Origin of the sequence: Belliella alkalica, assembly GCF_022549785.1 — a bacterium.
Lineage (GTDB): Bacteria > Bacteroidota > Bacteroidia > Cytophagales > Cyclobacteriaceae > Belliella > Belliella alkalica.
In genome coordinates, this window is record NZ_JAKZGO010000008.1 from 1 (window position 1) to 24,348 (window position 24,348).

The window sequence follows — 24,348 nt, forward strand, 5'->3', positions numbered from 1 at the left end:
CTCACTGTCACCAGGAGCCAATACTGCTATCGTCTCGCTCAGACCTGTCAATGGATCTTCTACCTCAATATTGGTCAGGGTAACATTACCATCGTTGCCCACTTCTATACTGTACGCAATCACATCGCCAACAGCACTGAAGCTTGTCGCTCCCGCATCGCCGTTCACCGACGTGGCAGTCTTCACTACCACTAGCGATGGGTTCAAGACAGGACCGTCTACTTCCTCTTCATCTGTCGCAGGATCTGTAGGCTCGCCGTCAGGATCTGTGCCCGTTGCGCTCGCTACATTCAATACGCTGCCKSMATCGATATCTGCCTGTGTTACTGTATAGGTCGTCGTAAAGGTCTCACTGTCACCAGGAGCCAATACTGCTATCGTCTCGCTCAGACCTGTCAATGGATCTTCTACCTCAATATTGGTCAGGGTAACATTACCATCGTTGCCCACTTCTATACTGTACGCAATCACATCGCCAACAGCACTGAAGCTTGTCGCTCCCGCATCGCCGTTCACCGACGTGGCAGTCTTCACTACCACTAGCGATGGGTTCAAGACAGGACCGTCTACTTCCTCTTCATCAGTCGTAGGATCCGTAGGATCGCCGTCAGGATCTGTGCCCGTCGCGCTCGCTACATTCAATACGCTGCCTGAATCGATATCTGCCTGTGTTACTGTATAGGTCGTCGTAAAGGTCTCACTGTCACCAGGAGCCAATACTGCTATCGTCTCGCTCAGGCCTGTCAATGGATCGTTAACCGCAACATTGGTCAAGGTAACATTACCATCGTTGCCCACCTCTATACTGTAAGCAATCACATCGCCAACAGCACTGAAGCTTGTCGCCCCCGCATCGCCGTTAACCGACGTGGCAGTCTTAACTACCGATAGCGATGGGTTCAAGACAGGACCATTAATAGTCACCATATCCGTACCCGTAACAGGACTTGGAATTGGTACACCTACATTACCGCCGACAATAGGCATTGCTGTCGCAGTCGCAGTGTTTTCAACCTGACCGTTGTCGATGTCTGATTGGGTAATCGTATATGTCGCAGTAAATTCAACCGAAGCTCCAGCTGCTAAAGAAGCTACCGAAACAGGCGTAATCGCTGACAAGCCCGACAATAGGTCTGTCACTGTAACATTCGTTAAAGTCACAGTGCTGTTATTTAGAACCGTAAACGTATAGGTAATCTCATCGTTAAGCTCATAGGTAAGCTGCGAGGCAGTCTTAGTCAGTGTAAGATATGCATAAGTAATAGTAACCGTCGCTGCATTCGAAACATTGCCCTGAGTATCGGAAATAGTATATTGGATAGGAGCAGGATCTCCTACAAAACCGGGCTCCGGCGTGAAGGTGATCTCGCCGGTGATTTCATCAACCGTCCAAGTGCCCTCACCAGGAACCACGAGCGGATCGCCGGCATTACTCGTCCCGACAATCTGAACGGATGCGACGTCCATTGGGAAGACAGTCGTCTGATTGTCATTCCCCACAACATCAAGCGTAACTGCCTGACCAACTGGGTTGCCAAAGCTTGAATCATCATTGGCAATAGGTGGGGAAATAGGCATAGGTGTAACCTCTGATGTGTTGTTACTCAAATTTGGATCATCATTATCACCAGAAACTGTAGCCACATTGGTATAGTCTCCTGTGGCATTTACAGTAGCTGTGATCTCAAGTGTAGCGCTAGCACCATTGACTAAATTACCAATGGTCCAAACACCTGTAGCATCATTGTACGTTCCTACAGACGGATCTGCACTTACGAAATCATAGCCTGATGGCAACTGGTCAGTAACGGTAACTCCTGTATTATCTTTTGGTCCAAAGTTAGAGGCTGTAAGGGTAAAAATAACTTCGCTCCCAACAAGTGGAGTTTCATTGTCTACTGTTTTGGAAATTCTTAAATCCGAATCACACACATCCTCAGACCTAATGATTAGAATCTGAGCTCGGTTTACTGGGAATGTATGCGAACCTGTGGCACCAAAGATAAATGTCCCAGAGCTAAACGAGTTATAGAATAATTGAATTGCATGATTAAAATCCTCAATACCTACATTAGGGCCAGGTATATTTGCAGGCCTAAAAAGCTCAAAACCTGATGGACTAGAGCCAATAAATCCTTCATTAACCAATTCAGAGCCTACTATGATTGCATCAGGAGCAGATGATAAAGCATAACCTGTAACCTCTCCCATAGGAATTATCCCACCGCCATCAATATCTGCCAAAGTAATCCAAACATTGTTCAAGGTAACAGGAGTACCAATTGGACTGTCAGGAGTAGCAGAGCCAGACTCCACTATGGTGTAGCTATACACAAAGTAAGGGTTGTTTGTTGCAAGCACTCCAACCAGTTCTAAATTTCCAGGATTCTGTCCTGCGTCAGCTATCTCCAACCTTCCGCTACCCAAACCATTTAACTCTGTAATTTGAAGTACCACATCATAAAAGGTACCACCTATATTGAAGGCATCACTTTGGATAACATAATCACCAACTTGAAGATTCCCCTCAGTACCAGAACCAGCTAAGAACTCTAAGCCATTCAATACACTATTGCCAATCAATCCGGCTTCTGGACAATTGATTACACTTATGATTGAGGCGGAGTCTTCATTATTAGTGGGATCTGGGTCAAAATTATCCCCATTAACTATTGCTGTATTTAAGTAATCTCCTGTAGCATTTACAGTAGCTGTGATTGTAAGGGTAGCTTCAGCCCCATTTGACATATTACTAATATCCCACAAGCCCGTATCAGGGAAATACTGACCAAAGCCAACAGAAACTGAATGACTCACATAAGTATAACCAGACGGCAAAACATCTTCAACCTGAACTCCCGTTGCTGCGCTAGGCCCATTGTTAGTAACAGTTACAGTAAAAGTAACCTGGTCGCCAACCAAAGGAGTCGGATTATTTACAGTTTTGGTAATCGCTAGGTCAGATTCAGCATTATTAGTATCAGTTGCTGTATTATTACTAAGATCTGTATCATTGATATTTGCAGGAGGTGTAGCTGTAACAGTATTGGTCAACGGCCCAGTAAAATTAGAAGGTACAGAAACTGTTAAAGTATAAGTGACTGTTCCTCCCACTGGCAAATTAACCAAATCATCAATAGCACCTGTTTGAATACCAGATACAGTTGTTGTCGCCCCACCTGAAGCTGTGGCTGTATAACTATAGTTCGCTGCTGGAATACCGGGAATCAATGGATCTTCAACTCGAACATTTGTAGCTCCGAAAGGACCTGCATTTGTCACCTCTATGGTGTAAACCACATTAGTTCCTGGGGAATAAATATCACTCCCATCTGTTTTCGTAACTTGAATATCCGCATCAAATGTAAGTATGCTAGACGGACAAATTGCCCCATCATTTAGGGATGATGAAGGAGCAGCAGAAATAACAGTTCGTTGGCCCGTAGTTAAATCAAACTGATAAAATCCACTTCCAAGATTAGCTGCACCATAGAAGCCACCTAAAGCATCTATAAACAAAGCCCCAAAAGCAATTGCAGTAGCAGGCGTTGGCCCCACTGCTTCGACTGCACCAGTAGTTCTATTTATTTTCCATATTCTACCTGGAGCTGTTGGGTCTCCTGGACCAAGCACCGTATATAGAAATCCATCAACTGGATTATATGCCAAATCAAAAAAGAGGACATTTCTAAACAGAGTTAATGTTTGAACCACAGCTCTAGTTGATACATCAATTTTATAAATCCTATTTGAAAAAGAACTGTTTGTAGTATGAACATAAAGAATTCCATCCTCATCAAAATCACCTGATAGGTAGTTGGTAACAGGAAGTCCGGTCACTTCACCCAAATCCACTGGAATTCCGGATTGGTCTATCCTTACTAAGCTATTAGTATTGGTACGGATTCCATACACAAGATTATCTTGGGAATTATACCCTATAGCATTATATGTAATTCCATGTGTACCATCATCAATCGGTTGAAAAACGAAAGGATTAGCGGACCTGATTATATCATATAAAATCGATGGATCTCCACTAACAATTGACTGGTTAAGGAATAAACTATTAGCTCCACAATCAAAAGGTACTGCAGGTTGGGTAGTAACGCTTGCTTCATTATTAGTAGGATCTGTATCATTGATATTGGCAGGAGGTGTAGCTGTTACAGTATTGGTTAAGGGCCCTGTAAACCCAGAAGGAACAGTAACTGTCAAGGTATAAGTAACTGTACCCCCTACTGGCAAATTAACCAAATCATCAATAGCACCTGTTTGGGTACCAGATACAGTTGTTGTCGCCCCTCCTGAAACCGTAGCTGTATAGCTATGATTAGCCTCAGGAATACTGGGAATCAATGGATCTTCAACTCGAACATTTGTAGCTCCAAAAGGCCCTACATTGGTAACTGTTATAGTGTAAACAAGATTATCTCCTGGAAAGTACGTTTGGTTATTGACTACTTTGGTAACTTGAATATCTGCGTCAAACGTAAGGGTACTTGTATAACACATAGCACCATCATTGTTAGACGAGCTTGGAGCATTTGAAATTAGTGTACTTTGCCCTGTATTTCTATCAAATTGAAAAAATCCACCTCCATTAACCGCTCCATAAATATTTCCATCTATATCGACATACATTGCTCCAACGCCACCGCCCGATAGATTTGGTGTACCAACATTAATCCAAGCTCCAGTATTTTGATTAATCCTGACCAACTGCCGAGTACTACTAGATACACCCCAAAAATTTCCAGAAATATGATCATATGCAATGTCAGTTATCCGCTCATTCGTGCCAATGGTTACAGCCCTGTCTTCTTCAACAGTTCTAGTTTGGACATTAACCTTATAAATCCGTGTACTATTATTGTTGAGAACCCAAAGAAATCCATCCGGATCAAAATCTGCCGCAACATAAGTAGAGTTAGCTGGAAGACCTGATACTGGTCCCATGTCACGAGCCACACCTGTAGCATCAATTACAATTAATCGATTGGTTGCTGTTACACTAGGATCAACCCTAAAACCATAAATAAGGTTATCAATAGGATTAAAACCAATAGCATTATAGTCAAAAGCACTAGTGCCAATGGTAGGAAATTCAAAAGGATTTGAGGAACGATCAACATTGCGGAGTTGATTCCCTTGAGAAAGAAAAATAGTGTTTGCAACACAGACATCGTCAAAGGCCTCAAAAGCCTCTGATACTGGGATAAAGGCAATATCACCTATATCCAATCTGTGACCAGTAGTAGCGCTAGTAGGTGAATTCAAGCCAATTATCATTCGGTCTGACAAACCATCAACGCGAACCAAAACAGATCCTCTAGCTTCGCTGGAAGAGTAAGCCCCAGTCAGATTATTCTGGGTTGCAAAGCGTCTGTTATCAGGGGCAGCAAAAACACCTATATTAGGTGATGTCGCAGTCCCTGGTGTCAGTGAAACTGAAGTAGGCTGGTTTGTACCATCTAGTCGCGATTGAAAAAATACCCGATCTTGCCAACCTGTACTTACGGTTGATCTATCGATATTATTTGCTCTAAAGCGCAGACCAACAATCGGTTCAGAAAACTGGATCACCATAAACCCGGCATTCGTTAGATCACCAGAACAGTCTACCCCAGTCGTAGATCTAAACCATATCATACCCGAATCTTCGTCGAAAGGCTCGCCAGCGCCAACATATTGTGGAGTCGTATCAATAATTCTTGGAGAATTTTGACCACAAACTGCACCAGTGAAACTTATTTCCGCATCAACCCCACTTCCTCCGATATTAGTAATGGTAACACCATTAGCGATATTGGTACCTGGCGCAAGCACATCTGTCCACTTAAGCAGCACCTCACCCGATTGAGCGTGTAAACTATTGTTAGACGCCAAGATTCCAGCGAATACAACAAAAAAATTTAGAATAGCCAAAGAGAGCTGTCGTTTTAAAGGACCTTTTGATCTTCTGAATAGATGATTAGTCATCGCAAAAAAAGAAGTAGGTAAATTTGCATTTTGCATTTTTAAAATACCAAGTAAAGAGGCCAAGTAAATTTGTAAATATTTCATCATGCGTGCGATTTCAAATTAAATGCATTATATCAATAAGAGATAGTCCTCTGACTACTTGACCAAAGTATTAAACACTATGTCAGATAGGGTTTTAATTGGAAAAATCTTTTCACTAGTGACATATGAGACCACTGATCTTTTACCGGTTTCAAAATAGATTCTAGTGGGGAACGGATTATTCCACACTACTTCAGAATAAGTAATGAAGTCACTTTTTACAGCTGCTGCAGAAACGATCAGATAGCCTCCAATAATTTGAGGCCTACCACTCACTGATTTCTTCTTAAGTGGATTAAAATCATGAATAAACCATAGTTCCGTCAATGTTGAATTGATCCTTAAAATCTGATTATCAATAGTCCACAAATTTTCTATTTGGCTATTTGTGAAATTTTTAAACCTGATAGTCGTAGAAGGAACTGGCCCTTTATCGAGAATATTCGCAAACCCAAAAGCAAATTTTGAGGAAGTGATTTTTGCATTTACCATCCCAGATACTGTCAAAAACAGACTGAAGAGGATTAATAGGTAAATATTTTTATTCATATCATTTGTATTAATATATTATCATAATCATATACCTGTTGTACTAAATCTCGTGAAGTTAAAAGGCATATATTTTTTAAAACACCAACCGCACCTCGGTTAATTAGCAAGTAAAAGGTACTTACCATACCAATTAAATTATTCTTTTTAAAGGCTTACCCTTTTTTACAATATGACTTTAATGAAGATTTAATACTTTTGCTGAAACTAGCATAGTGATAGAAACTCCATTAAGTTTAAAGTCCTTCATTTATTTAAATTTAGCCTAGAAATATTTGCACTACTTTAGGATTTCAACCTATCATCTCACAATTTTTCACATACTATATAGAGATATAAACATAATTTGAAAGAGCATAAAATTATCATACAATTAATGCATATCATCTTCGTGAGGCGATATACATAGATTACATTTTTTTTTATATAGAATACAAAATTAAGGTAAGTTATGACGAAAAGCACTTTATGGAATACGCATAACTACTCACGCTAGGGATAGAGTATACATAATTACAATAATCACATACTAAAAAATCATTTGACTATTGGTGCTCAATAAACTAAAGTAGGTTATAATACAATTGGGAATGATAAAATTTCTTTTGATAGAGTCAAATAAGATATCAAATACTTTTCAGAAAACTACTTCAAGATTTGAAGTGAATGACAAATTTAATAAGGGGTAAACTATGAAGAACCAGATATCTCAACTACTTAGTTTTCAAATATGCTATTTCACTATAAAACACTTAACTCTAAAGAAAATATCACAGATATTTTATCTCTATTTTATAAATCAGATAATGCATTCAGGATAGCTAACGAAAGGAATATTATTAATAGACTATTTATTTAGATTGAAAACTTATCACATATTTTTAAAAAATAGCTAAATCATTAAAGTAGGTAGGATATTAATATATGAACAAATATATATTCAGAATGATACCAGTAATTTAAAAAGAAAGTTCGCTTTGATTTATTTCAATACACCAGAAGCGGAAAGATTGCTAATTGCTAATTGATATTAGATATTAATCTAAATCAAACATAAATACTAAAATTATAATCTATTGGCAAAGTAGCGTATAATCATATGTGATTTTTTGAATATACATAATGACACCAACAGGTGAATACATAATATATAATTATGCGAATAAACACAAAATTAGATTGAAGCTAGCTTTAGTAAAATAATCTTCTAAAGAAAAGTCTTTCAAAAAAATATTAGACTGATTTAAATAAAAAAAACCACAAACTTCTTAGCTTGTGGTTTTATATATATGTAAATCTAAAATTTTAGATTTTAATTCTAAAATTACTTTCCTCCTAGTGCATTTGCGCCTGCAACAATCTCAAGGATTTCATTGGTAATCGCTGCTTGACGGGTTCTGTTATACATCAATCTCAATTCTTTCAACAACTCACCAGCATTTTCTGTTGCTTTGTCCATTGCTGTCATTCGAGCTCCATGTTCAGACGCATTGCTTTCTAATACCGCCTTAAAGAATTGTATCTTTAATGAAGTAGGCACAAGTTCCTCTATGATGTATTCTCTGGAAGGCTCAAGGATATAATCGGTATCAGAACTTTTAGTATCTAAACCTTCACTCTCGGAAATCATTGGTAAGAAATTTTCTGTAATTACTTCTTGAGTTGCCACATTTTTGAAGTGGTTATATACCAATACAACTTTGTCATAGTTTCCTTTTGCAAACTCAACCATTGCAAATTCAGCAGCCAACTTTACATTCTCAAAGGAGACATCAGAAAATATTTGATAGTAAGTATCAATTACATTGTATCCTCTTTTCTTGAAAAACTCGAATGCTTTTTTTCCTAAAGGAAGGATTGTGATATTTTTATCAGCAAACTGATTATTGACTGCAAAGCTTGAAGCTTTCAAAACATTCGTATTGAAAGCACCACAAAGCCCTTTGTCTGAAGTGATAGGTATTACAAGGACATTGTTGATTTCGCGTTTTTCAGCAAAAACAATGTCTGCTTGTCCGTCACTTGCCGCAGAAACATTATTCAGGATAACAGTCAATTTTTGAGAATAAGGACGCATCTGTGTGATTTTGTCCTGAGCTCTTCTCAATTTTGCGGCAGCTACCATTTTCATGGCTTTTGTGATCTGCTGCGTAGAGACTACCGAATTGATTCTTTCCTTTACTTCCTTTAAATTAGCCATATATTATTGTGATATGGAGAGGTATTTTTATAAAAACATACTTGAAAATCCCTTTCCAAGTATGTTTTGATCGATTAATTACTTAGCGTATTTTGGAGACAACTCTTTAGCAGCTGCTTCCAACAATTTACCTGCTGTGTCAATGTCTCCTTTTTTGATCGCAACCAAAGCTTCAGGATAACTAGCAGCCAACAGTAAATAGAATTCTTTTTCGAATTGTCTTGCTTTTTCTACAGGGACATTGTCCATCAAACCTTTAGTAGAAGCGTAGATAATTGCTACCTGATTCTCAACTGCCACTGGAGCATACTGAGCTTGCTTCAAGATTTCTTGGTTTCTTCTCCCTCTTTCGATTGTTCTTTTTGTAGATGCATCAAGATCAGAACCGAATTTAGAGAAAGCTTCCAATTCACGGAATTGAGCTTGATCCAATTTCAAAGTACCTGCCACTTTCTTCATTGATTTGATCTGTGCAGATCCACCTACCCTAGATACAGAAATACCTACGTTGATCGCAGGTCTGATACCTGAGTTGAAAAGGTTGGTTTCCAAGAAAATCTGACCATCCGTAATTGAGATCACGTTTGTTGGAATATATGCAGAAACGTCAGATGCTTGTGTTTCGATAATCGGAAGTGCGGTCAAAGATCCACCACCTTTTACCAAATGCTTGATAGAATCAGGTAGATCGTTCATTTCTTTTGCGATTTTGTCAGAAGCGTTGATTTTCGCAGCTCTTTCCAATAATCTTGAGTGAAGGTAGAATACATCACCAGGATATGCTTCACGTCCAGGAGGTCTTCTCAGTAGTAGGGATACTTCACGGTATGCTACTGCTTGCTTAGACAAATCATCATAAACAACCAATGCTGGTCTTCCTGTATCACGGAAAAACTCACCGATAGCAGCACCTGTAAATGGAGCAAAGAACTGCATAGGCGCTGGATCAGCAGCAGAAGCAGATACTACTACAGTGTATGGAAGTGCTCCACCTTTTTCCAAAGCAGCAACAACACCAGCGACAGTAGAAGCTTTCTGACCGATAGCTACATAGATACAGAATACAGGTTCCCCTCTATCGTAAAATTCTTTTTGGTTCAATATCGTATCGATAACAACTGCAGTTTTACCTGTCTGACGGTCACCAATTACCAATTCACGCTGACCTCTTCCGATTGGAATCATCGCATCAATTGATTTGATACCTGTCTGAAGTGGCTCTGTAACTGGCTGTCTGTAGATTACACCTGGAGCTTTTCTTTCCAAAGGCATATCATAAAGTTCACCTGCCAAAGGTCCTTTACCATCGATTGGGTTACCCAAAGTATCCACAACACGGCCAAGCATCCCTTCACCAACATTGATTGAAGCAATTTTCTTGGTTCTCTTTACAGTATCACCTTCTTTTACCTCTTTCGAGTCACCGAACAATACGGCACCGACGTTATCTTCTTCCAGGTTAAGCACCATTGCTTTGAGTCCGTTTTCAAACTCTAACAATTCACCAGCCTGAGCTTTAGAAAGTCCATAGATACGGGCTACACCATCACCTACTTGAAGGACGGTACCCACTTCTTCCAATTCAGCCTCAGTTCTGACACCAGAGAGTTGTTCTCTCAGTATTGCCGAAACTTCGTCAGGTCTTACTTCTGCCATTATCGAATATGATTAAATGTTATTGCTATGATTTATATTTTACTTTCGTAATGATTGTGAGAAAATTCCAAGCGAAGTGCTTTCAATTTGCTGCTTAGCGACTCATCCAATTGTCTGTCATTTACTTTCAAGACAAACCCTCCGATGATATCAGTATCAATTTTCTCTACCAATTCAATGTTGTCAAGTCCGGATATTTCCTTCACAATACCGACAAACTTACTTCTAAGGTCTTCGGTGATTGGGAAAGTAGTAGTCAAATCTGCTACTTGGATTCCTTTATGACTATTATATTGTTTTTGAAATTCTCTAGCGATGTCCACCAAAAGATCCGCTCTGTTTTTTCTAGCTACAATGCCATAAAATGCCATTGTCATTTTATTTGCAGTACTTGCAAACAATGCATTCAATACTTTCAATTTCTTGTCAAAATTGACGATTGGGCTTTTTAGACTCAAAGCAAAATCACGGTTAGCAGCTGCTACCGCTGTCAATTGCTTCATGTCAGCTAGGACTTCTTCAAGCGCACCCTTTTCAATGGCTAGCTCAAGAAGTGATTTTGCGTATCTGGTAGAAACTCTAAATTCAGACATCTTAGTTCAAGTTAATATCTTTTACCATTCCTTCTACCAACTCCTGCTGAGCTGCTTGGGATGAAAGATTTTTTCTTAATAATTTATCTGTAACTTCCAATGTAAGCTGAGCAACCTGATTTTTCACTTCAGTCAATGCCGCTTTTTTCTCATTTTCAATTACAGCCTTCGCATTCTCAATCATTTTTGCACCTTCGGAGATAGCTACCTGCTTGGCATCTTCAATCATTTTTGCAGAAGCTTCGTTGGCAGTTTTCAAAATGTTATCTCTTTCGATTCTTGCTTCTTGAAGCAATTTCTCGTTTTCAGATTTTAAGTTAGCCATTTCAGCTTTCGCTTGTTCAGCTGCTTTCAATGCATTGTCAATGCTTGATTCTCTTTCTTCCAAAGTCTCAAGGATAGGCTTCCAAGCAAACTTCATCAAAATAAATAACAAGGCTAGGAAACCGATTAGTTGCCAAATGATAAGCCCCGAACTAGGTAGTATAAGATCCATGTAATATGAGAGTTATAATTTCAATTTTGTTCAAATCAAGAGAAGGGATTGGCCTAACGCCAATCCCTCTTTTCTGTTGTTCTTAGAAAGTAAGACCACCTGCATTCAAAGCAATAAGTAGACAAACTACTACTGCAAACAGGGATACTACCTCAATAAGAGCTGCAATGATCAACATGGCAGTCTGAACTTTACCAGCAGCCTCAGGCTGACGAGCAATAGATTCCATAGCCTGACCACCAATTCTACCGATACCTAGACCTGCGCCTATCGCTACAATTCCAGCACCGATACCTGCACCCATAAGTGCTAATCCAGCAGACAATAATAATGAAGTTAACATACGTGTGTATTATTTATAAATTGAACAAAGAAATTCCAAATTAATGATGCTCATGCTCTGCTACTGCACCACCGATATACATCGCAGTGAAGAGTGTAAATACATAAGCCTGAATCGTTGCTACCAACAATTCGATAACATTCAAGAAAGTTACCATCAAGGTACTAACTACCCCAATAGCATAAGACTCAAATATGAATACCAATGCAATAAATGCTAAGATCACAATGTGACCTGCTGTAATTGCCACAAAGAGACGGACCATCAAGGCAAAAGGCTTGGTGAACAAACCAATAATCTCTACTGGCACAATAACTAACAACAATGGAATAGGAACTCCTGGAGTCATAAATACGTGCTTCCAGTACTCTTTATTCCCATTGACATTTACCAAAATAAAAGTCAAAACCGCTAGTGTTGCAGTCACAGCAATATTTCCCGTGAGGTTGGCTGCTCCTGGCATCAAACCCATCAAATTACCTATCCAAATAAAGAAGAATAGCGTAAGTAGATAAGGAACAAATTTTTTGTATTTAGGGCCAATTGCTTTGTGGGCAATTTCATCTCTTACAAAGATCACAATCGGTTCGATAAATGAAGCGATTCCCTTTGGAGACTTTACGCCATGCTTTTTGTAATGACTTGCAGCAGATAAGACAAGGTATCCCATCACCAAGATCACCAAAAACAACATCGCAACATTTTTTGTTATGGAAAGATCTGTAAAACTTGCGCCATCAGCTCTTTGCAAATGATCATGCTCATCTATATAGAAACCTTCTATACCATAAGCTTCTCCAAATTTGTGTGTCTCATGATCTTGAAAATCTGAAGACATGAAAATATCTAAGCCACGATCTGCGGAATAAATTATTACAGGCAATGGAAGCGTCACATGTGTATGCCCAAAGGTAGCAAAATGCCACTCGTGGGAGTCCTTTATGTGATGCATAATAAAACCAGTCTTATCTTCATCATCACCACTGGCAAAAGTGGGTGTTGAAAACGTCAGCAAAACGGCTGTAAATAAAACACTTAGGCAAACAAACTTACGGAACATCAAATCGAATTTTTATGACCTATTTTGAATTCGGGCGCAAATTAGCTATTAACCCGTATATATCAAATATTAAATAGAACAAATAAATAACAAAGAAATTAGCAACGAACAGAATTATATTCTCAACGTCCAATAATAGATAAATTACAATGAAGCCTAAACTCGCCAAAAATCTCAAAGCAGTAGCTCCAAGAAGTATATTTGAAGAATTTTCTTTGCTCAGTCTTGTTAGATAGTGCACAAAGGTTCCAGTAAGCCAAGTCAATAAAGCAAAAAAAGAAAGGATCTTCCAAATAGAATCATGAATCCAGTTTGGCTGGACATAATTTTGAAAGACATAGATGATACCTGCCAAAATTAGGGTTAGCGCCAAAATCCTTACTGTAAATATTTTTATGCTTGACATGATATCTTTACGAGGGCGCAAAATTAAGAATTTTTATTCTTTTCTTCTATTTTCTCGTCATTTTTAAGTGATTGAAAAAGTTGATAAAAAGCAAGAGTGATAGAAAGGAAACAAAAAAACAGGAGCCATACGGGAAATTTCATCTCACTTTTTTGTTGAATTACCCACCCAAACCACGTTCCAAGCCCTATAATGGCAAAAAGTTGAAATGATAGTCCGATGTATTTTACATACACAGGAAAACTATCCTGTGATAAGTTCTTTTTTGGATTCTTCAAGTTTTGCTTTCCCATTTACTTCATTAGAAGGGAATTCTCCCATTTGACATTTTCCATTAAACTTTGCCCCTGCCTCTACTACAAGTTTCTGGGTGAAAATATCTCCATCTATCAGTGCTGTTTTTTTCAAAAACAAAGTACCCAGACAATATACATCACCTTCTACTTTCCCAGAGACTTCAACCTCTTCTGCCTTGACTTTTCCAATTACCAATGCAGATTCACCAATTACAATTTTATTTTTTGAGTCTAGCGAGCCGTCTACTCTTCCTTCTACCCTTATATTTCCTTGGGCTTTGATATCACCAGTGATAGATGTTTCTTTTGAAATCACATTGCTGGAGCTAACCATTTCAGCCACAGATTTTTTATCTTCTTGCTTTTTAAACATATTAATTAAATGTAATGAATTCTTGGGGATTAAGTGGGCTACCTTTGTACCATAGCTCAAAATGTAAATGTTGCCCTGTAGTCAATTCACCGGTATTGCCAATGATGGAGATTATTTCTCCAGCTCTTATGATATCTCCTACAGATTTCAATAATACTGAATTATGTTTATAAAATGAAATTAATTCATTAGAATGCTGAATACCAATCACATAACCTGTATCCAAAGTCCAAGAAGAAAAAATGACTGTACCAACTGCGATTGCTTTGACTGGTTCATTAGCACTTGCAACTACATCAATACCAAAGTGATCAATCTGAGGATCAAATCCAGATACTACTACACCTTTTATGGGTGGAAAGAAATAGCTTTCCGTAAATGTATTTGGAACATAATCTCGTGGAGATGAAAAGTCAATCGGAATTCCCTTAAACTCCATTTCGATTGCTTTTGTAGATTCACTCTTACTAAATAAGTCAATTTGATCAGCAGATGCGGTAAGTCTATCTACATTTATGGAATCTTGTAGCAAGACTGTTCCTAGATCTTCACCGGAAATGATTCTCTGAATATTTTTTACATACAAGTCCTTTTGTTTGAGATCCACCATCAAAGAATCAACCATATCAGACAATTCCACAATCCTAGCCATATTTTCGTTTTCAAGGTACTCAGGGTCAAACCATGCCTTCAAAAAGGTCCTTGAAGCAAAAAGTGACAATCCAAAAGTGATAAACAAAAATAAAAAAATAATTAGTGCTATTTTTACCTTTGTAATACTTAAAGATGAAATGACAGAAAAGTCTTCCTCCTTTCTTATTACAAAAAGAAACTTAGTATCTATCCAACTTCTTATTTTATCTTTTAGCATTAATTTATTTTTGATTTAAGTATTTAGGAGTTTCAAAAATATAATATTAATTAAAACCGTTTAATAAATTGAAGCAAAACCTTTATTTTGGTCAATTCTTTATCTCATGTCAGCAATGAAAACGCAACACGCTTGTTTTATTATATTTTTAATTTTGCTTTTTTCGGCATGTTCCTCTGAAAGAAACACATTTACAAATAGGGTGTATCATAATACTACCTCACGATACAATGCCTATTATCTTTCGAACGAGAAAATTATTGAGTTAGAGAATATCATCCAAAAAACACACAAAGAAGATTTTAGTCAGATTTTACCAGTTTTTTACCCAATAGACAGTGCTACCATAGACCAAAACAAAGAACTTTTGAAAGAAGCTAGAGAGCTCTCATCAAAAGCAATCGACTGGCATAGGATCTCAAAATGGGTAGATGACAATTATTTTTTGATAGGGATGATTGATTATTACCAAGCTGATACAGATGATGCTATCAACACTTTCAAATATATCAATGTAAATAGTAAAGACAAAGACCTTCGGCACAGAAGCTTGATCCAATTGATGCGTATTTTCATAGATCAAAAGAGCTACGATGATGTGATATTCGTCATCGATTATCTTTCAAAAGAATCTAAAATCAACAAGGAAAACAGGTATCAACTATTCAAAACCCTTGCATACTATTATCATACGAAAGATGATGTTGAAGGAAAGATTGGAGCATTAGACAAAGCTTTGGGGTATTCAAAGGACAAAAAAGACAAATCAAGAATCAACTTTATTCTAGCTCAACTTTACCAGCGGGAAGGACTTGACGCATTGGCTTATAGCTATTACCAAGAAGCCCTCAAAGGGAATCCCCCATACGAAAGAAGTTTTTTTGCACAGCTATATGCACAAAAGGTAGCCGAGCTTGACAAAACCAAAGACATAAAAAAGGTTAGAAATTATTACGATGACCTATACTCCGATAGCAAAAATAAGGACCTGAGAGACGTCGTTCTTTATGAAAAAGCACTGTTTGAATTGAAGCAAGAAGAAAGGGAAGATGCTGTAAAACTTTTGATCAGAGCAGCAAAAGAGGAAGGGAGTAATCCAATACAAAAAGGATACATCTACCAAAAGCTTGCGGAATTAAGCATAGAACCAAATAAAGATTATCGTGCTGCCAAGTATTACTATGACAGTGCTTTGATACATTTTAGGCCTATTGACCCTTCTTTTGCAGAAATAGAATCCAAAAAAGGTATACTGGATGATTATGTAATGCATTATGAAACAATCACAAAAAGTGATAGCCTAATCAAACTTTCCAAGTTGAGCATAGAAGAACAAGAGCTCATTGCTGATAATTTTATCAAAAGTGAAGAAGAGCGATTGCTGAAAGAGGCAGCGGCCAAAGAAAAACCAAAAAATTCGGGGATTTTCGATAATCTACTTGCATTTGGTGGCAGAAGCTCTGGAGAAAATTTCTACTTTGACAATACTGTAGCCATGCAGCAAGGTTCTATAGATTTTTTCAGAAATTGGGGAAACAGACCACTCCAAGATAATTGGAGAAGAAGTACGCAGGGATTTTCATCATCGGCATCAAATGTTATAGAAGAAAGTAACGTAAATCCTGAAATAGATGAATCCAAAGAAAACTTATTTGAACAAATCCCAAGTAGAGAAAGCCTGATTTCAAAAATCCCAAAATCTGAAGAAGATGTAAGTAAACTTAATGCAGCACTGGAAATTTCTTATTTTGAACTTGGCAAATTATTATTTTTTGATTTTAAAGAGCCTGAGTTCAGCATTGAAAATTTGGAAAATCTGATCACATCTTACCCAAATACTGTAAAGAAACCTGAAGCGTACTACATTCTATATCTCGCACAAAAAGAAAGAGATGGTAACTTTCAATTATACAGTCAGCGGCTAAATCGTGAATTTCCTGATTCTCCATATACATTTTCGGTTAACAACCCTGGTGGAGCGTCTGGTAACTTGGCCTATATGCAATCTTCCAATGGTTATAAAAAAGCTTACGAGCTTTATAATGCACGAGATTATAGCCAGGCAAGGAAAATTCTAAGAAGCACATTAGAAGAATATCCATTGACTAGAAATACAGACAAACTTTTATTGTTGGATGTAATGATCTCAGGAAAGTTGGATGATCGAGAAAGGTATAAGGCAAGACTAGAGTCCTACATACAAAGTACAGAAAACCTTGAGTTATCAAATCTGGCAAGAAATATGTTAGTTGCTCTCACTGGAGAAAAACCAGAACAAGACAAAATTGAAGAGGCAAAAAAAGAAGAGGAAGTAGCTTCCACAGAAGACAAAGTTGAAGAAGAGAAGATAGAAGAAGAATCTCCTTATAAAGAGAATCCTAATCAAACACATATATTTGTAATTGTATTGGAACCAGAAAAATCAAAAGACGCTAAAAATCTTTTGGGAGAGCTTGAAGGTTTTCATTCAGCAAATTTTTCTTCATTACGTTTGCGAACTGGAAATATGACCCTCAATAAAGAAAATGCTATCTATATAGTGAGCCCGTTCAATAATGCAGAAAAGGCAATGGAATATAGGTCCAAATTTCTGAATGACTTCCAATCTACATCTTTGTCGGATACCGATAAAAGTAAAAGCTTATTGATCTCAATTGAGAATTTCCAAGAGTTAAATAAAAGAAAGAACTTAGAAGAATATAGAATCTTCTACAAAGAAAAATACAAGTAATTCTACATTTCCAATTACAAAAATATAATGACCAAAAAAACAATTAAATATCTCTGGCTCTCACTAGTTGCTGGTCTTCTCAGTTTTATAATTTTTGTTTGGGCGGTTAGCGCTAACTTTCTAGGCTTGTTCGGAGAAATGCCTGACTTCAAGGCGTTGGAAAACCCACAAAGTGAATTGGCTTCAGAGCTGTATTCTGCAGATAATGTACTTTTGGGGACGTATTTTAGAGAAAACCGCAGCCCCGTTACATACAACGATTTATCTCCAAATCTTGTCAAAGCTTTGATTGCAACTGAAGATATTCGTTTCGAAGAACATTCGGGGATTGATTTTCAAAGTATGGGAAGAGTGTTTTTCAAATCAATTATCTTGAGACAAGGTGCAGGAGGCGGTAGTACACTTTCTCAGCAAACTGCCAAAAATCTTTTCAAAACCAGAACCAAGGAATCACAGGGCCTTCTAAGCCGAATACCAGGATTGCGGATGCTAATCATCAAAACAAAAGAATGGATAGTCGCCACAAGATTGGAAAAATCTTATACAAAAGATGAAATTCTGACATTGTACTTAAATACTTCGGAATTTGGTAGCAATGCATATGGCATCAAAACTGCTGCAAAGACTTTTTTCGATAAGACACCGAATGACCTTAACATTCAAGAGGCCGCGGTTTTGGTTGGACTATTTAAAGCGCCAACCTACTACAGTCCAGTATTCAATCCTGAAAATTCACTCAGAAGAAGAAATACTGTATTAAGTCAAATGGAAAGATATGATTTTCTTACAAAAGACCAGTATGACTCACTTAAGGTATTACCTATAGAACTTGACTATAATGTACAAAACCATAATCAAGGTCAAGCGCAGTATTTCAGAGAGGTCTTAAAATCAGATCTGATAAAATGGACAAAAGAAAATCTAAAGCCTGATGGGAACCCTTATGACCTTTATGGTGACGGATTGAAGATATATGTGACTATAGATAGCAGAATGCAGAAATATGCTGAAGAAGCAGTCTATGAACACATGAAATCACTTCAGGAGCTATTTGAAAAAGAAATGGGTAATAGAGACCCATGGATAGATCAAAATGGAAGAGTTATTCCAAATTTTCTTGAAACACAAGTTAAGAGAACAGAGGCTTATAGAAACCTAGTAAAAAGGTACAATACAAACACCGATTCCATTCAAATCAAACTCAATGAAAAGAAAAGAATGAAGATTTTCTCTTGGGAAAAAGGTGAAGTTGATACGCTAATGAGTACTATGGATTCTCTGAGACATTACAAGAAACATCTGCAGACAGGTTTTGTATCTATGGATCCCGAAAATGGTCATATCAAAGCATGGGTAGGTGGCATCAATCAGAAATATTTCAAATATGACCACGTAAAGCAAGGTAGAAGGCAACCTGGATCTACATTCAAACCGTTTGTCTATGCTGCAGCAATAGAAAATGGCTATAGCCCTTGTTATTCTGTCATAGATCAGCCTGTAGAAATCAACATTCCCGGACAACCAGCTTGGATTCCGAAGAATGCCGACAATAAATTTTCTTATGAAAAATTAACTATAAGAAGAGCGATGGCTCAATCGATCAATTCTATAACTGCCTTTATGATGAAAAAACTTAGTCCGAAAGTGGTTGTTGAAACTGCAAAAAGATTGGGTATAACAAGTGATTTGGAGGCAGTTCCTGCGCTTGCCTTAGGAACCAATGATGTCTCCATCTATGAAATGGTAGGTGCATTCGGGACTTTCGTAAACAAAGGAGAACACATTACGCCATTCTATATAGACAGAATTGAAGATAAAAATGGCAACTTACTTCAACAATTTACTCCAAGAAAAAGGTCTGCCATGAGCGAAGAGCATGCATATCTTATGGTATATATGCTTCGAGGTGGATTTGAAGAAACTAGAGGGACTTCACAAGGTGTTCCGTATGCACTTCGTGAAGGAAATGAGCTTGGCGGAAAAACAGGGACTACACAAAATGCATCGGATGGGTGGTACATGGGTATCAGCAAAGACCTTGTCTCTGGAGTTTGGGTAGGAGGTGATGATCGTGCTATTCACTTCAGAAGCTGGACAAATGGTCAAGGCGGAAGGACAGCTAGACCAATTTGGGTGAAGTTTATGGAAAAAGTTTATGCAGATGAAACCCTAGGAATCACCAAAGGTCCATTTCCACGACCAGAACGACCATTAAGTATTGAAATCAATTGTGATGAATATGAAATGCAAAGTAATCGATTCAGTGATTTTGATTACGATCCACGAAAAAATGACTTCTAAACTTAATTAGATATTAATAGTTCTAAAAACAGCCTCCAACACAGGCTGTTTTTTTATATTTGTACATCTATGGAAGCATCCTTTTATACACCTGACGAATACAATACACTTCCCGATCAACCTGGAGTATACAAATACTATAACGAAAACCAAGAATTGATTTATGTAGGAAAAGCCAAAAGCCTCAAGAAAAGAGTATCAAGCTATTTCGTTAAAAACACGGGGGTAAATCACAAAACACGAAGGATGGTTAGGGAAATCAGGAAGATAGAAATCACTTTGGTGAATACTGAATTTGATGCATTGCTTCTAGAAAATAACCTTATCAAAAAAACACAGCCCAAATACAACATATTACTAAGGGATGACAAAACCTACCCCTATCTTTTAGTCACCAAAGAGAATTTTCCACAAATCTACCCCACCAGAAAAATGATTTCTGGAAAAGGTACTTATTACGGGCCTTTTGCAAGTGTAAAAGCTATGAATAATGTACTTGAATTGATAAGAAGTCTTTTCACTATCAGAACATGTAAATTAGATCTCAATCCTTACAAAATTGCAGAACAGAAATACAAAGTTTGTCTAGAATATCATATTGGTAATTGCCTCGGACCTTGTGAGGGACTTCAGGGAGAGCCTGCATATATGAAAGACATAGAGCAAGCCAAAAACATCCTAAAAGGAAATCTTGGGATTGCAAAAGCGTATTTCAAACAATATATGCAGGAAGCTGCTGAAAAATATGCTTTCGAAAGAGCTCAATACTATAAAGACAAGCTAGATCTACTCGAAAAATACCAAGCAAAATCTATGGTGGTCAACCCGGCCATCAAGGATTTGGACGTATTCACAATCGTCACTGATGAAAAAATCGCTTATGTCAACTTCCTGAAAATAAAAAATGGAAGTATCAATATTACCAAAACTGTAGAGCTCAAGAAAAAACTTGACGAAACAGAAGCTGAATTACTACTAACCGCAATTGTAAGACTAAGAGATCAATTCAACAGTGAGTCGCCAGAGATCATCGTAAACATAGAATTTGATGAAGAGTATGAAGGACTCAACATTCATGTTCCAAAAATTGGTGACAAGAAACATTTGCTAGACCTCTCTTTAAAAAATGCCAAATACTATAAAAAAGAAAAAGCATTGGCAGCAGGAGATGTTGCCGACAAGAAATTTAGGGTATTGAAGCAATTGCAAAATGATCTATCACTGAAAGAAATGCCTGATCATATTGAATGTTTTGATAACTCAAATATTCAAGGAACAAACCCAGTAGCCAGTATGGTCTGTTTTCTGAATGGAAAACCTGCCAATAAAGAATATAGGCATTATCATATCAAGACAGTAGAAGGCCCCAATGATTTCGCATCTATGACCGAGGTCGTAGGACGCAGGTATAAGCGACTTTTAGAAGAAAACAAGCCTCTTCCAAAGCTCATAGTAATAGATGGCGGAAAAGGACAGCTTTCATCTTCAGTGGAAGCATTGAAGAACTTGGGGATATATGGCAAAGTGCCAATCATCGGAATTGCCAAAAGGTTGGAGGAAATCTATTTCCCAGAAGATTCCTATCCTATCCATATAGACAAAAAATCTGAAGCACTAAGACTCTTACAGAGGATCAGGGATGAGGCACACAGGTTTGCTATCACCTTCCATAGAGACGTGAGAAGCAAAAAAGCTTTTGGAACACAACTTACAGAAATCGAAGGGATCGGGCCCGGTACTTCTGAAAAGCTTTTGAAACACTTCAAGTCTTTCAAAAAAATCAAGGAAGCCACACCGCAAGAGATTGAAGCTGTAATAGGAAAAAGCAAAGCTGAAAAATTACTGGAATCATTAGAACAAAAAAAGAGCGATTGACCTATCAATCGCTCTTTTACTTATATTCTTCGAAAATGGATTACCATTCCCAAAGGGCATTTTCATAGTCTAACAATTTGTATTCAAACTCCAAGGCATCCAAAAAGGCTTGCAACTCAGGATTAGGATGTGAAGGATCTACCATATCCACTATCAAGGCGTCATTTCTATTGGCATATTTTCTAACAACAGACCTAAATAACCTCAAATCAAATGCCTGATCATAAGTCAATTCCTTAGATGCATTTTGAAAATTAATCCATTTTGCTTCAGGATGATCTTTGAAATGATTGTAGAAATCTTTGAATCTAATAAATGCCACTGATTTTTGACCAGCATTTGCATTCGTCTCAGATGGCATTACGATCTCTATGTGCTTTACATCAAACTTTGTTTGGGAATGATGCTTATCAAATAGAAAATCTTCTCTGAAATCAAGATAATAAAGATTTTTTACGAATATGCTATCGCCATTTGCAGCCATCCAAAAATTATTTTGGAACTCTGCAATAGAAAGCGGCTGCGTAAATTTTTCATCCGCAAAAACTTCTAGTGCGTTATCTTCAACTACAGCTTTATAAATATTATTTATAATTCCATTGTTTTTAGAATCTCCAGACCCATAGAGTGGTAGATTGTACTTTTCTCTTAAATCTATCCTTCTCCATACAGCTATTTGATACATTTTATCATCTTCACGAATTGGGCGGATTGAGAAAACTGTATCCATCTTAAACTGACGATCACCGGTGCCAGATGGATTCATGCTCGTGGGAACTTGCGCAAATCCTTCAAAGCTCAAGAACACCCCGAGGAATAAGATTAGACTTAATTTTTTAGCATGCTTTATCATATGCTTATGTTTTTTGGTCCTCTCGGACAATTCAATTATTTACTTAATTGCAATAATTACAATCTGAGGATTTGGAAGCGGCATTTTAATTTTCCTATTCTGGAAATTAGTCCTAGTAATTTCTGTCACTCTTATGACTAATCTATCCCCAGCTTTTGCAGTTTCAGCCAAATTTCTAATCCCAACAGTTTCTCCTGCTATATTTACAGAACCCCTTGGCACTTCACTTCTAATCAAAGTTATCTCTCCTCCCGTCACTTCAAATTTCGCATCCCTTGCCATTGTTCGTGCGAAAGTTGGTTCAGCTACAGCCTTTATCATTATAGACTGCAATGGAGCAATACCTTGAGCTAAATCTATTGGTCCCTGAGTTGTGGATGGAACGATCGTTGGAAGAGGAACAGGTCTGATATCATACGAAACATCTCCAATTCTATTACCTCCACTACTCACTCCGATTACCGTCTTTCCCGAAGATCCAGGGATAATAGTCACCTGTCCAGGTCTTGAGCCTGAAATAGCTGTTCCATTTGATACAGAGAACGAAGGCGAATAACTATTTCCAAGTGCTGGCACATCAATCATCAAGTCATTAGCACAATCTGCGTAAAGCTGATTAACCACTTCTGATGTAACTCGAATCACTGGCTGCGCAACGAAATATTCATATTCTATAGGTAAAACTTGATCTTCTCCACCTACATTGGTGACAATCTCACCTTTAATCACACGTCTCGAAAGTCCTTTGTCGTCATATTGTCCTGGAGTAGCTGTGAATTCAATTTTACCAAAACCATCCACAACATTCACGACATTACCATCATAAGTCATTTTCGGTATATCCGAAGAAGAACTGGAAGCTATAAACATGTCAGCCTGGAATTTTGTACCTGCTGCCACCACATTTGATTGAGCAGCTATCCTTGCTTGAACTATATCAGCCTTGTAATAGAATGACCCAATTGTATTTGTAATTGCTGACAAAGATTCACTCTCAACATTTAAAACCTCGTTTTGAAATTGTGAAATCAATGTCAAAACTGCTCCAATAGGCGATTTAACAAATGTTAGATTCACGAAATCCTTACTTCTTACATCTGGATTATTCTTAAACAGGTCGATTTGATCTGCATCTTTGGCTATAGGCTGGAAAGTCAAATCAATACCGATTTCTTTAAGCATAGATGAAACTTCTTCCGGATATGAATTTAGAATTTCCTGCATCTCATATCCTTTTCTATTATTGTTGAAGATACGCCCTGGGACTTCCACATTCTTCAAAGCAGAAGTTCTAAACATCCCTTGGTCATCTCTAGCATTTGATTCTGTAATCAACTCTCCTTTCATAGACTCGAGATAGTTGAACACTTCCGCCGTCTTTTTTCGCAATTCTCGCGCCACTTCCACTTTTGGAAGATCCTTCACATTATTGCCTTGCTGCTCTACCGTTCCTGCTATGGATTGAACAGCAAATTCATTTTTCAAAATATAATTCTTAGAAGTTCGTTCCAATCCATCGTTTATCAATACAAACTTCTGAAGGATTTGATTACTTACCTGAAGTGCCAACAATGCTGTCAGTACTAGGTACATCATACCAATCATCCGCTGTCTTGGTGTCTCTTTTCCGCCGGCCATATTATTTTTCTAAAAGGTTAAACATACTTTATTATTTCAAT

16 protein-coding genes are annotated in these 24,348 nt (G+C 37.7%); 3 read left to right on the forward strand and 13 right to left on the reverse strand.

Going from position 1 to position 24,348, the window contains the following annotated elements:
- The 11 genes from MM213_RS10815 to MM213_RS10865 all read right to left on the reverse strand — a co-directional run.
- On the reverse strand, positions 1 to 6,069 hold a 6,069-nt coding region (locus MM213_RS10815; protein WP_305037286.1), incomplete at its 3' end, for a CLIPPER-2 domain-containing protein.
- A gap of 51 nt (positions 6,070 to 6,120) precedes the next feature.
- Entirely contained in the window at positions 6,121 to 6,615 is a 495-nt protein-coding gene (locus MM213_RS10820; protein ID WP_241412188.1) for a hypothetical protein, read from the reverse strand.
- Positions 6,616 to 7,939: 1,324 nt separating this feature from the next.
- The gene (gene atpG / locus MM213_RS10825; protein ID WP_241412190.1) at positions 7,940 to 8,815 is read right to left on the reverse strand and encodes an ATP synthase F1 subunit gamma; all 876 of its coding nucleotides are present in this window, start codon (positions 8,813 to 8,815) and stop codon (positions 7,940 to 7,942) included.
- Between the two features lie 78 nt (positions 8,816 to 8,893).
- The gene (gene atpA, locus MM213_RS10830) at positions 8,894 to 10,471 is read right to left on the reverse strand and encodes a F0F1 ATP synthase subunit alpha (RefSeq protein ID WP_241275033.1); all 1,578 of its coding nucleotides are present in this window, start codon (positions 10,469 to 10,471) and stop codon (positions 8,894 to 8,896) included.
- A gap of 32 nt (positions 10,472 to 10,503) precedes the next feature.
- Positions 10,504 to 11,064 carry an ATP synthase F1 subunit delta gene (gene atpH / locus MM213_RS10835; RefSeq protein WP_241412192.1) on the reverse strand — a complete coding sequence of 187 codons (561 nt, stop codon included), beginning with the start codon at positions 11,062 to 11,064 and terminating at the stop codon, positions 10,504 to 10,506.
- A 1-nt stretch (position 11,065) separates the two neighbouring features.
- Entirely contained in the window at positions 11,066 to 11,560 is a 495-nt protein-coding gene (locus MM213_RS10840) for a F0F1 ATP synthase subunit B (RefSeq protein WP_241412194.1), read from the reverse strand.
- Positions 11,561 to 11,642: 82 nt separating this feature from the next.
- Positions 11,643 to 11,903 (reverse strand): ATP synthase F0 subunit C, encoded by a 261-nt coding sequence (atpE, locus tag MM213_RS10845; RefSeq protein WP_014771320.1) that lies wholly within the window; start codon positions 11,901 to 11,903, stop codon positions 11,643 to 11,645.
- Positions 11,904 to 11,943: 40 nt separating this feature from the next.
- Positions 11,944 to 12,963 (reverse strand): F0F1 ATP synthase subunit A, encoded by a 1,020-nt coding sequence (atpB, locus tag MM213_RS10850; protein ID WP_241412196.1) that lies wholly within the window; start codon positions 12,961 to 12,963, stop codon positions 11,944 to 11,946.
- A gap of 429 nt (positions 12,964 to 13,392) precedes the next feature.
- A complete protein-coding gene (locus MM213_RS10855) occupies positions 13,393 to 13,662 on the reverse strand; it encodes an AtpZ/AtpI family protein (protein ID WP_241412198.1) in 270 nt (89 codons plus the stop codon).
- Entirely contained in the window at positions 13,613 to 14,038 is a 426-nt protein-coding gene (locus MM213_RS10860) for a bactofilin family protein (protein WP_241412200.1), read from the reverse strand. Before MM213_RS10860 ends, MM213_RS10855 begins: the two co-directional genes overlap by 50 nt.
- A gap of 1 nt (position 14,039) precedes the next feature.
- A complete protein-coding gene (locus MM213_RS10865) occupies positions 14,040 to 14,909 on the reverse strand; it encodes a M23 family metallopeptidase (protein ID WP_241412202.1) in 870 nt (289 codons plus the stop codon).
- 115 nt (positions 14,910 to 15,024) lie between these two features.
- Between MM213_RS10865 and porW the strand changes: the two genes are divergently transcribed.
- From porW to uvrC, 3 genes are all read left to right on the forward strand, one after another.
- Positions 15,025 to 17,640, forward strand: a complete 2,616-nt coding sequence (gene porW / locus MM213_RS10870; protein ID WP_241412557.1) for a type IX secretion system periplasmic lipoprotein PorW/SprE — start codon at positions 15,025 to 15,027, stop codon at positions 17,638 to 17,640.
- Between the two features lie 27 nt (positions 17,641 to 17,667).
- Positions 17,668 to 19,941: a penicillin-binding protein 1A gene (locus tag MM213_RS10875; protein ID WP_241412204.1), complete on the forward strand. Its 2,274-nt coding sequence runs from the start codon at positions 17,668 to 17,670 to the stop codon at positions 19,939 to 19,941.
- A gap of 69 nt (positions 19,942 to 20,010) precedes the next feature.
- On the forward strand, positions 20,011 to 21,816 hold the full coding sequence (gene uvrC / locus MM213_RS10880; protein WP_241412206.1) for an excinuclease ABC subunit UvrC: 1,806 nt from the start codon (positions 20,011 to 20,013) through the stop codon (positions 21,814 to 21,816).
- 40 nt (positions 21,817 to 21,856) lie between these two features.
- Here uvrC and porN read toward each other — a convergent pair whose 3' ends face one another.
- Positions 21,857 to 22,669: a type IX secretion system ring subunit PorN/GldN gene (porN, locus tag MM213_RS10885; RefSeq protein ID WP_241412207.1), complete on the reverse strand. Its 813-nt coding sequence runs from the start codon at positions 22,667 to 22,669 to the stop codon at positions 21,857 to 21,859.
- Positions 22,670 to 22,708: 39 nt separating this feature from the next.
- A complete protein-coding gene (gene porM / locus MM213_RS10890) occupies positions 22,709 to 24,307 on the reverse strand; it encodes a type IX secretion system motor protein PorM/GldM (RefSeq protein WP_241412209.1) in 1,599 nt (532 codons plus the stop codon).
- Between the last annotated feature and the right edge of the window lie 41 nt (positions 24,308 to 24,348).

Excerpts from the sequence above, each read along its gene's own strand:
- MM213_RS10820 (WP_241412188.1), bottom strand. The coding sequence starts at position 6,615 with ATGAATAAAAATATTTACCTATTAATCCTCTTCAGTCTGTTTTTGACA.
- atpG (WP_241412190.1), bottom strand. The coding sequence starts at position 8,815 with ATGGCTAATTTAAAGGAAGTAAAGGAAAGAATCAATTCGGTAGTCTCT.
- atpA (WP_241275033.1), bottom strand. The coding sequence starts at position 10,471 with ATGGCAGAAGTAAGACCTGACGAAGTTTCGGCAATACTGAGAGAACAA.
- atpH (WP_241412192.1), bottom strand. The coding sequence starts at position 11,064 with ATGTCTGAATTTAGAGTTTCTACCAGATACGCAAAATCACTTCTTGAG.
- MM213_RS10840 (WP_241412194.1), bottom strand. The coding sequence starts at position 11,560 with ATGGATCTTATACTACCTAGTTCGGGGCTTATCATTTGGCAACTAATC.
- atpE (WP_014771320.1), bottom strand. The coding sequence starts at position 11,903 with ATGTTAACTTCATTATTATTGTCTGCTGGATTAGCACTTATGGGTGCA.
- atpB (WP_241412196.1), bottom strand. The coding sequence starts at position 12,963 with ATGTTCCGTAAGTTTGTTTGCCTAAGTGTTTTATTTACAGCCGTTTTG.
- MM213_RS10855 (WP_241412198.1), bottom strand. The coding sequence starts at position 13,662 with ATGGGAAAGCAAAACTTGAAGAATCCAAAAAAGAACTTATCACAGGAT.
- MM213_RS10860 (WP_241412200.1), bottom strand. The coding sequence starts at position 14,038 with ATGTTTAAAAAGCAAGAAGATAAAAAATCTGTGGCTGAAATGGTTAGC.
- MM213_RS10865 (WP_241412202.1), bottom strand. The coding sequence starts at position 14,909 with ATGCTAAAAGATAAAATAAGAAGTTGGATAGATACTAAGTTTCTTTTT.
- porW (WP_241412557.1), top strand. The coding sequence starts at position 15,025 with ATGAAAACGCAACACGCTTGTTTTATTATATTTTTAATTTTGCTTTTT.
- MM213_RS10875 (WP_241412204.1), top strand. The coding sequence starts at position 17,668 with ATGACCAAAAAAACAATTAAATATCTCTGGCTCTCACTAGTTGCTGGT.
- uvrC (WP_241412206.1), top strand. The coding sequence starts at position 20,011 with ATGGAAGCATCCTTTTATACACCTGACGAATACAATACACTTCCCGAT.
- porN (WP_241412207.1), bottom strand. The coding sequence starts at position 22,669 with ATGATAAAGCATGCTAAAAAATTAAGTCTAATCTTATTCCTCGGGGTG.
- porM (WP_241412209.1), bottom strand. The coding sequence starts at position 24,307 with ATGGCCGGCGGAAAAGAGACACCAAGACAGCGGATGATTGGTATGATG.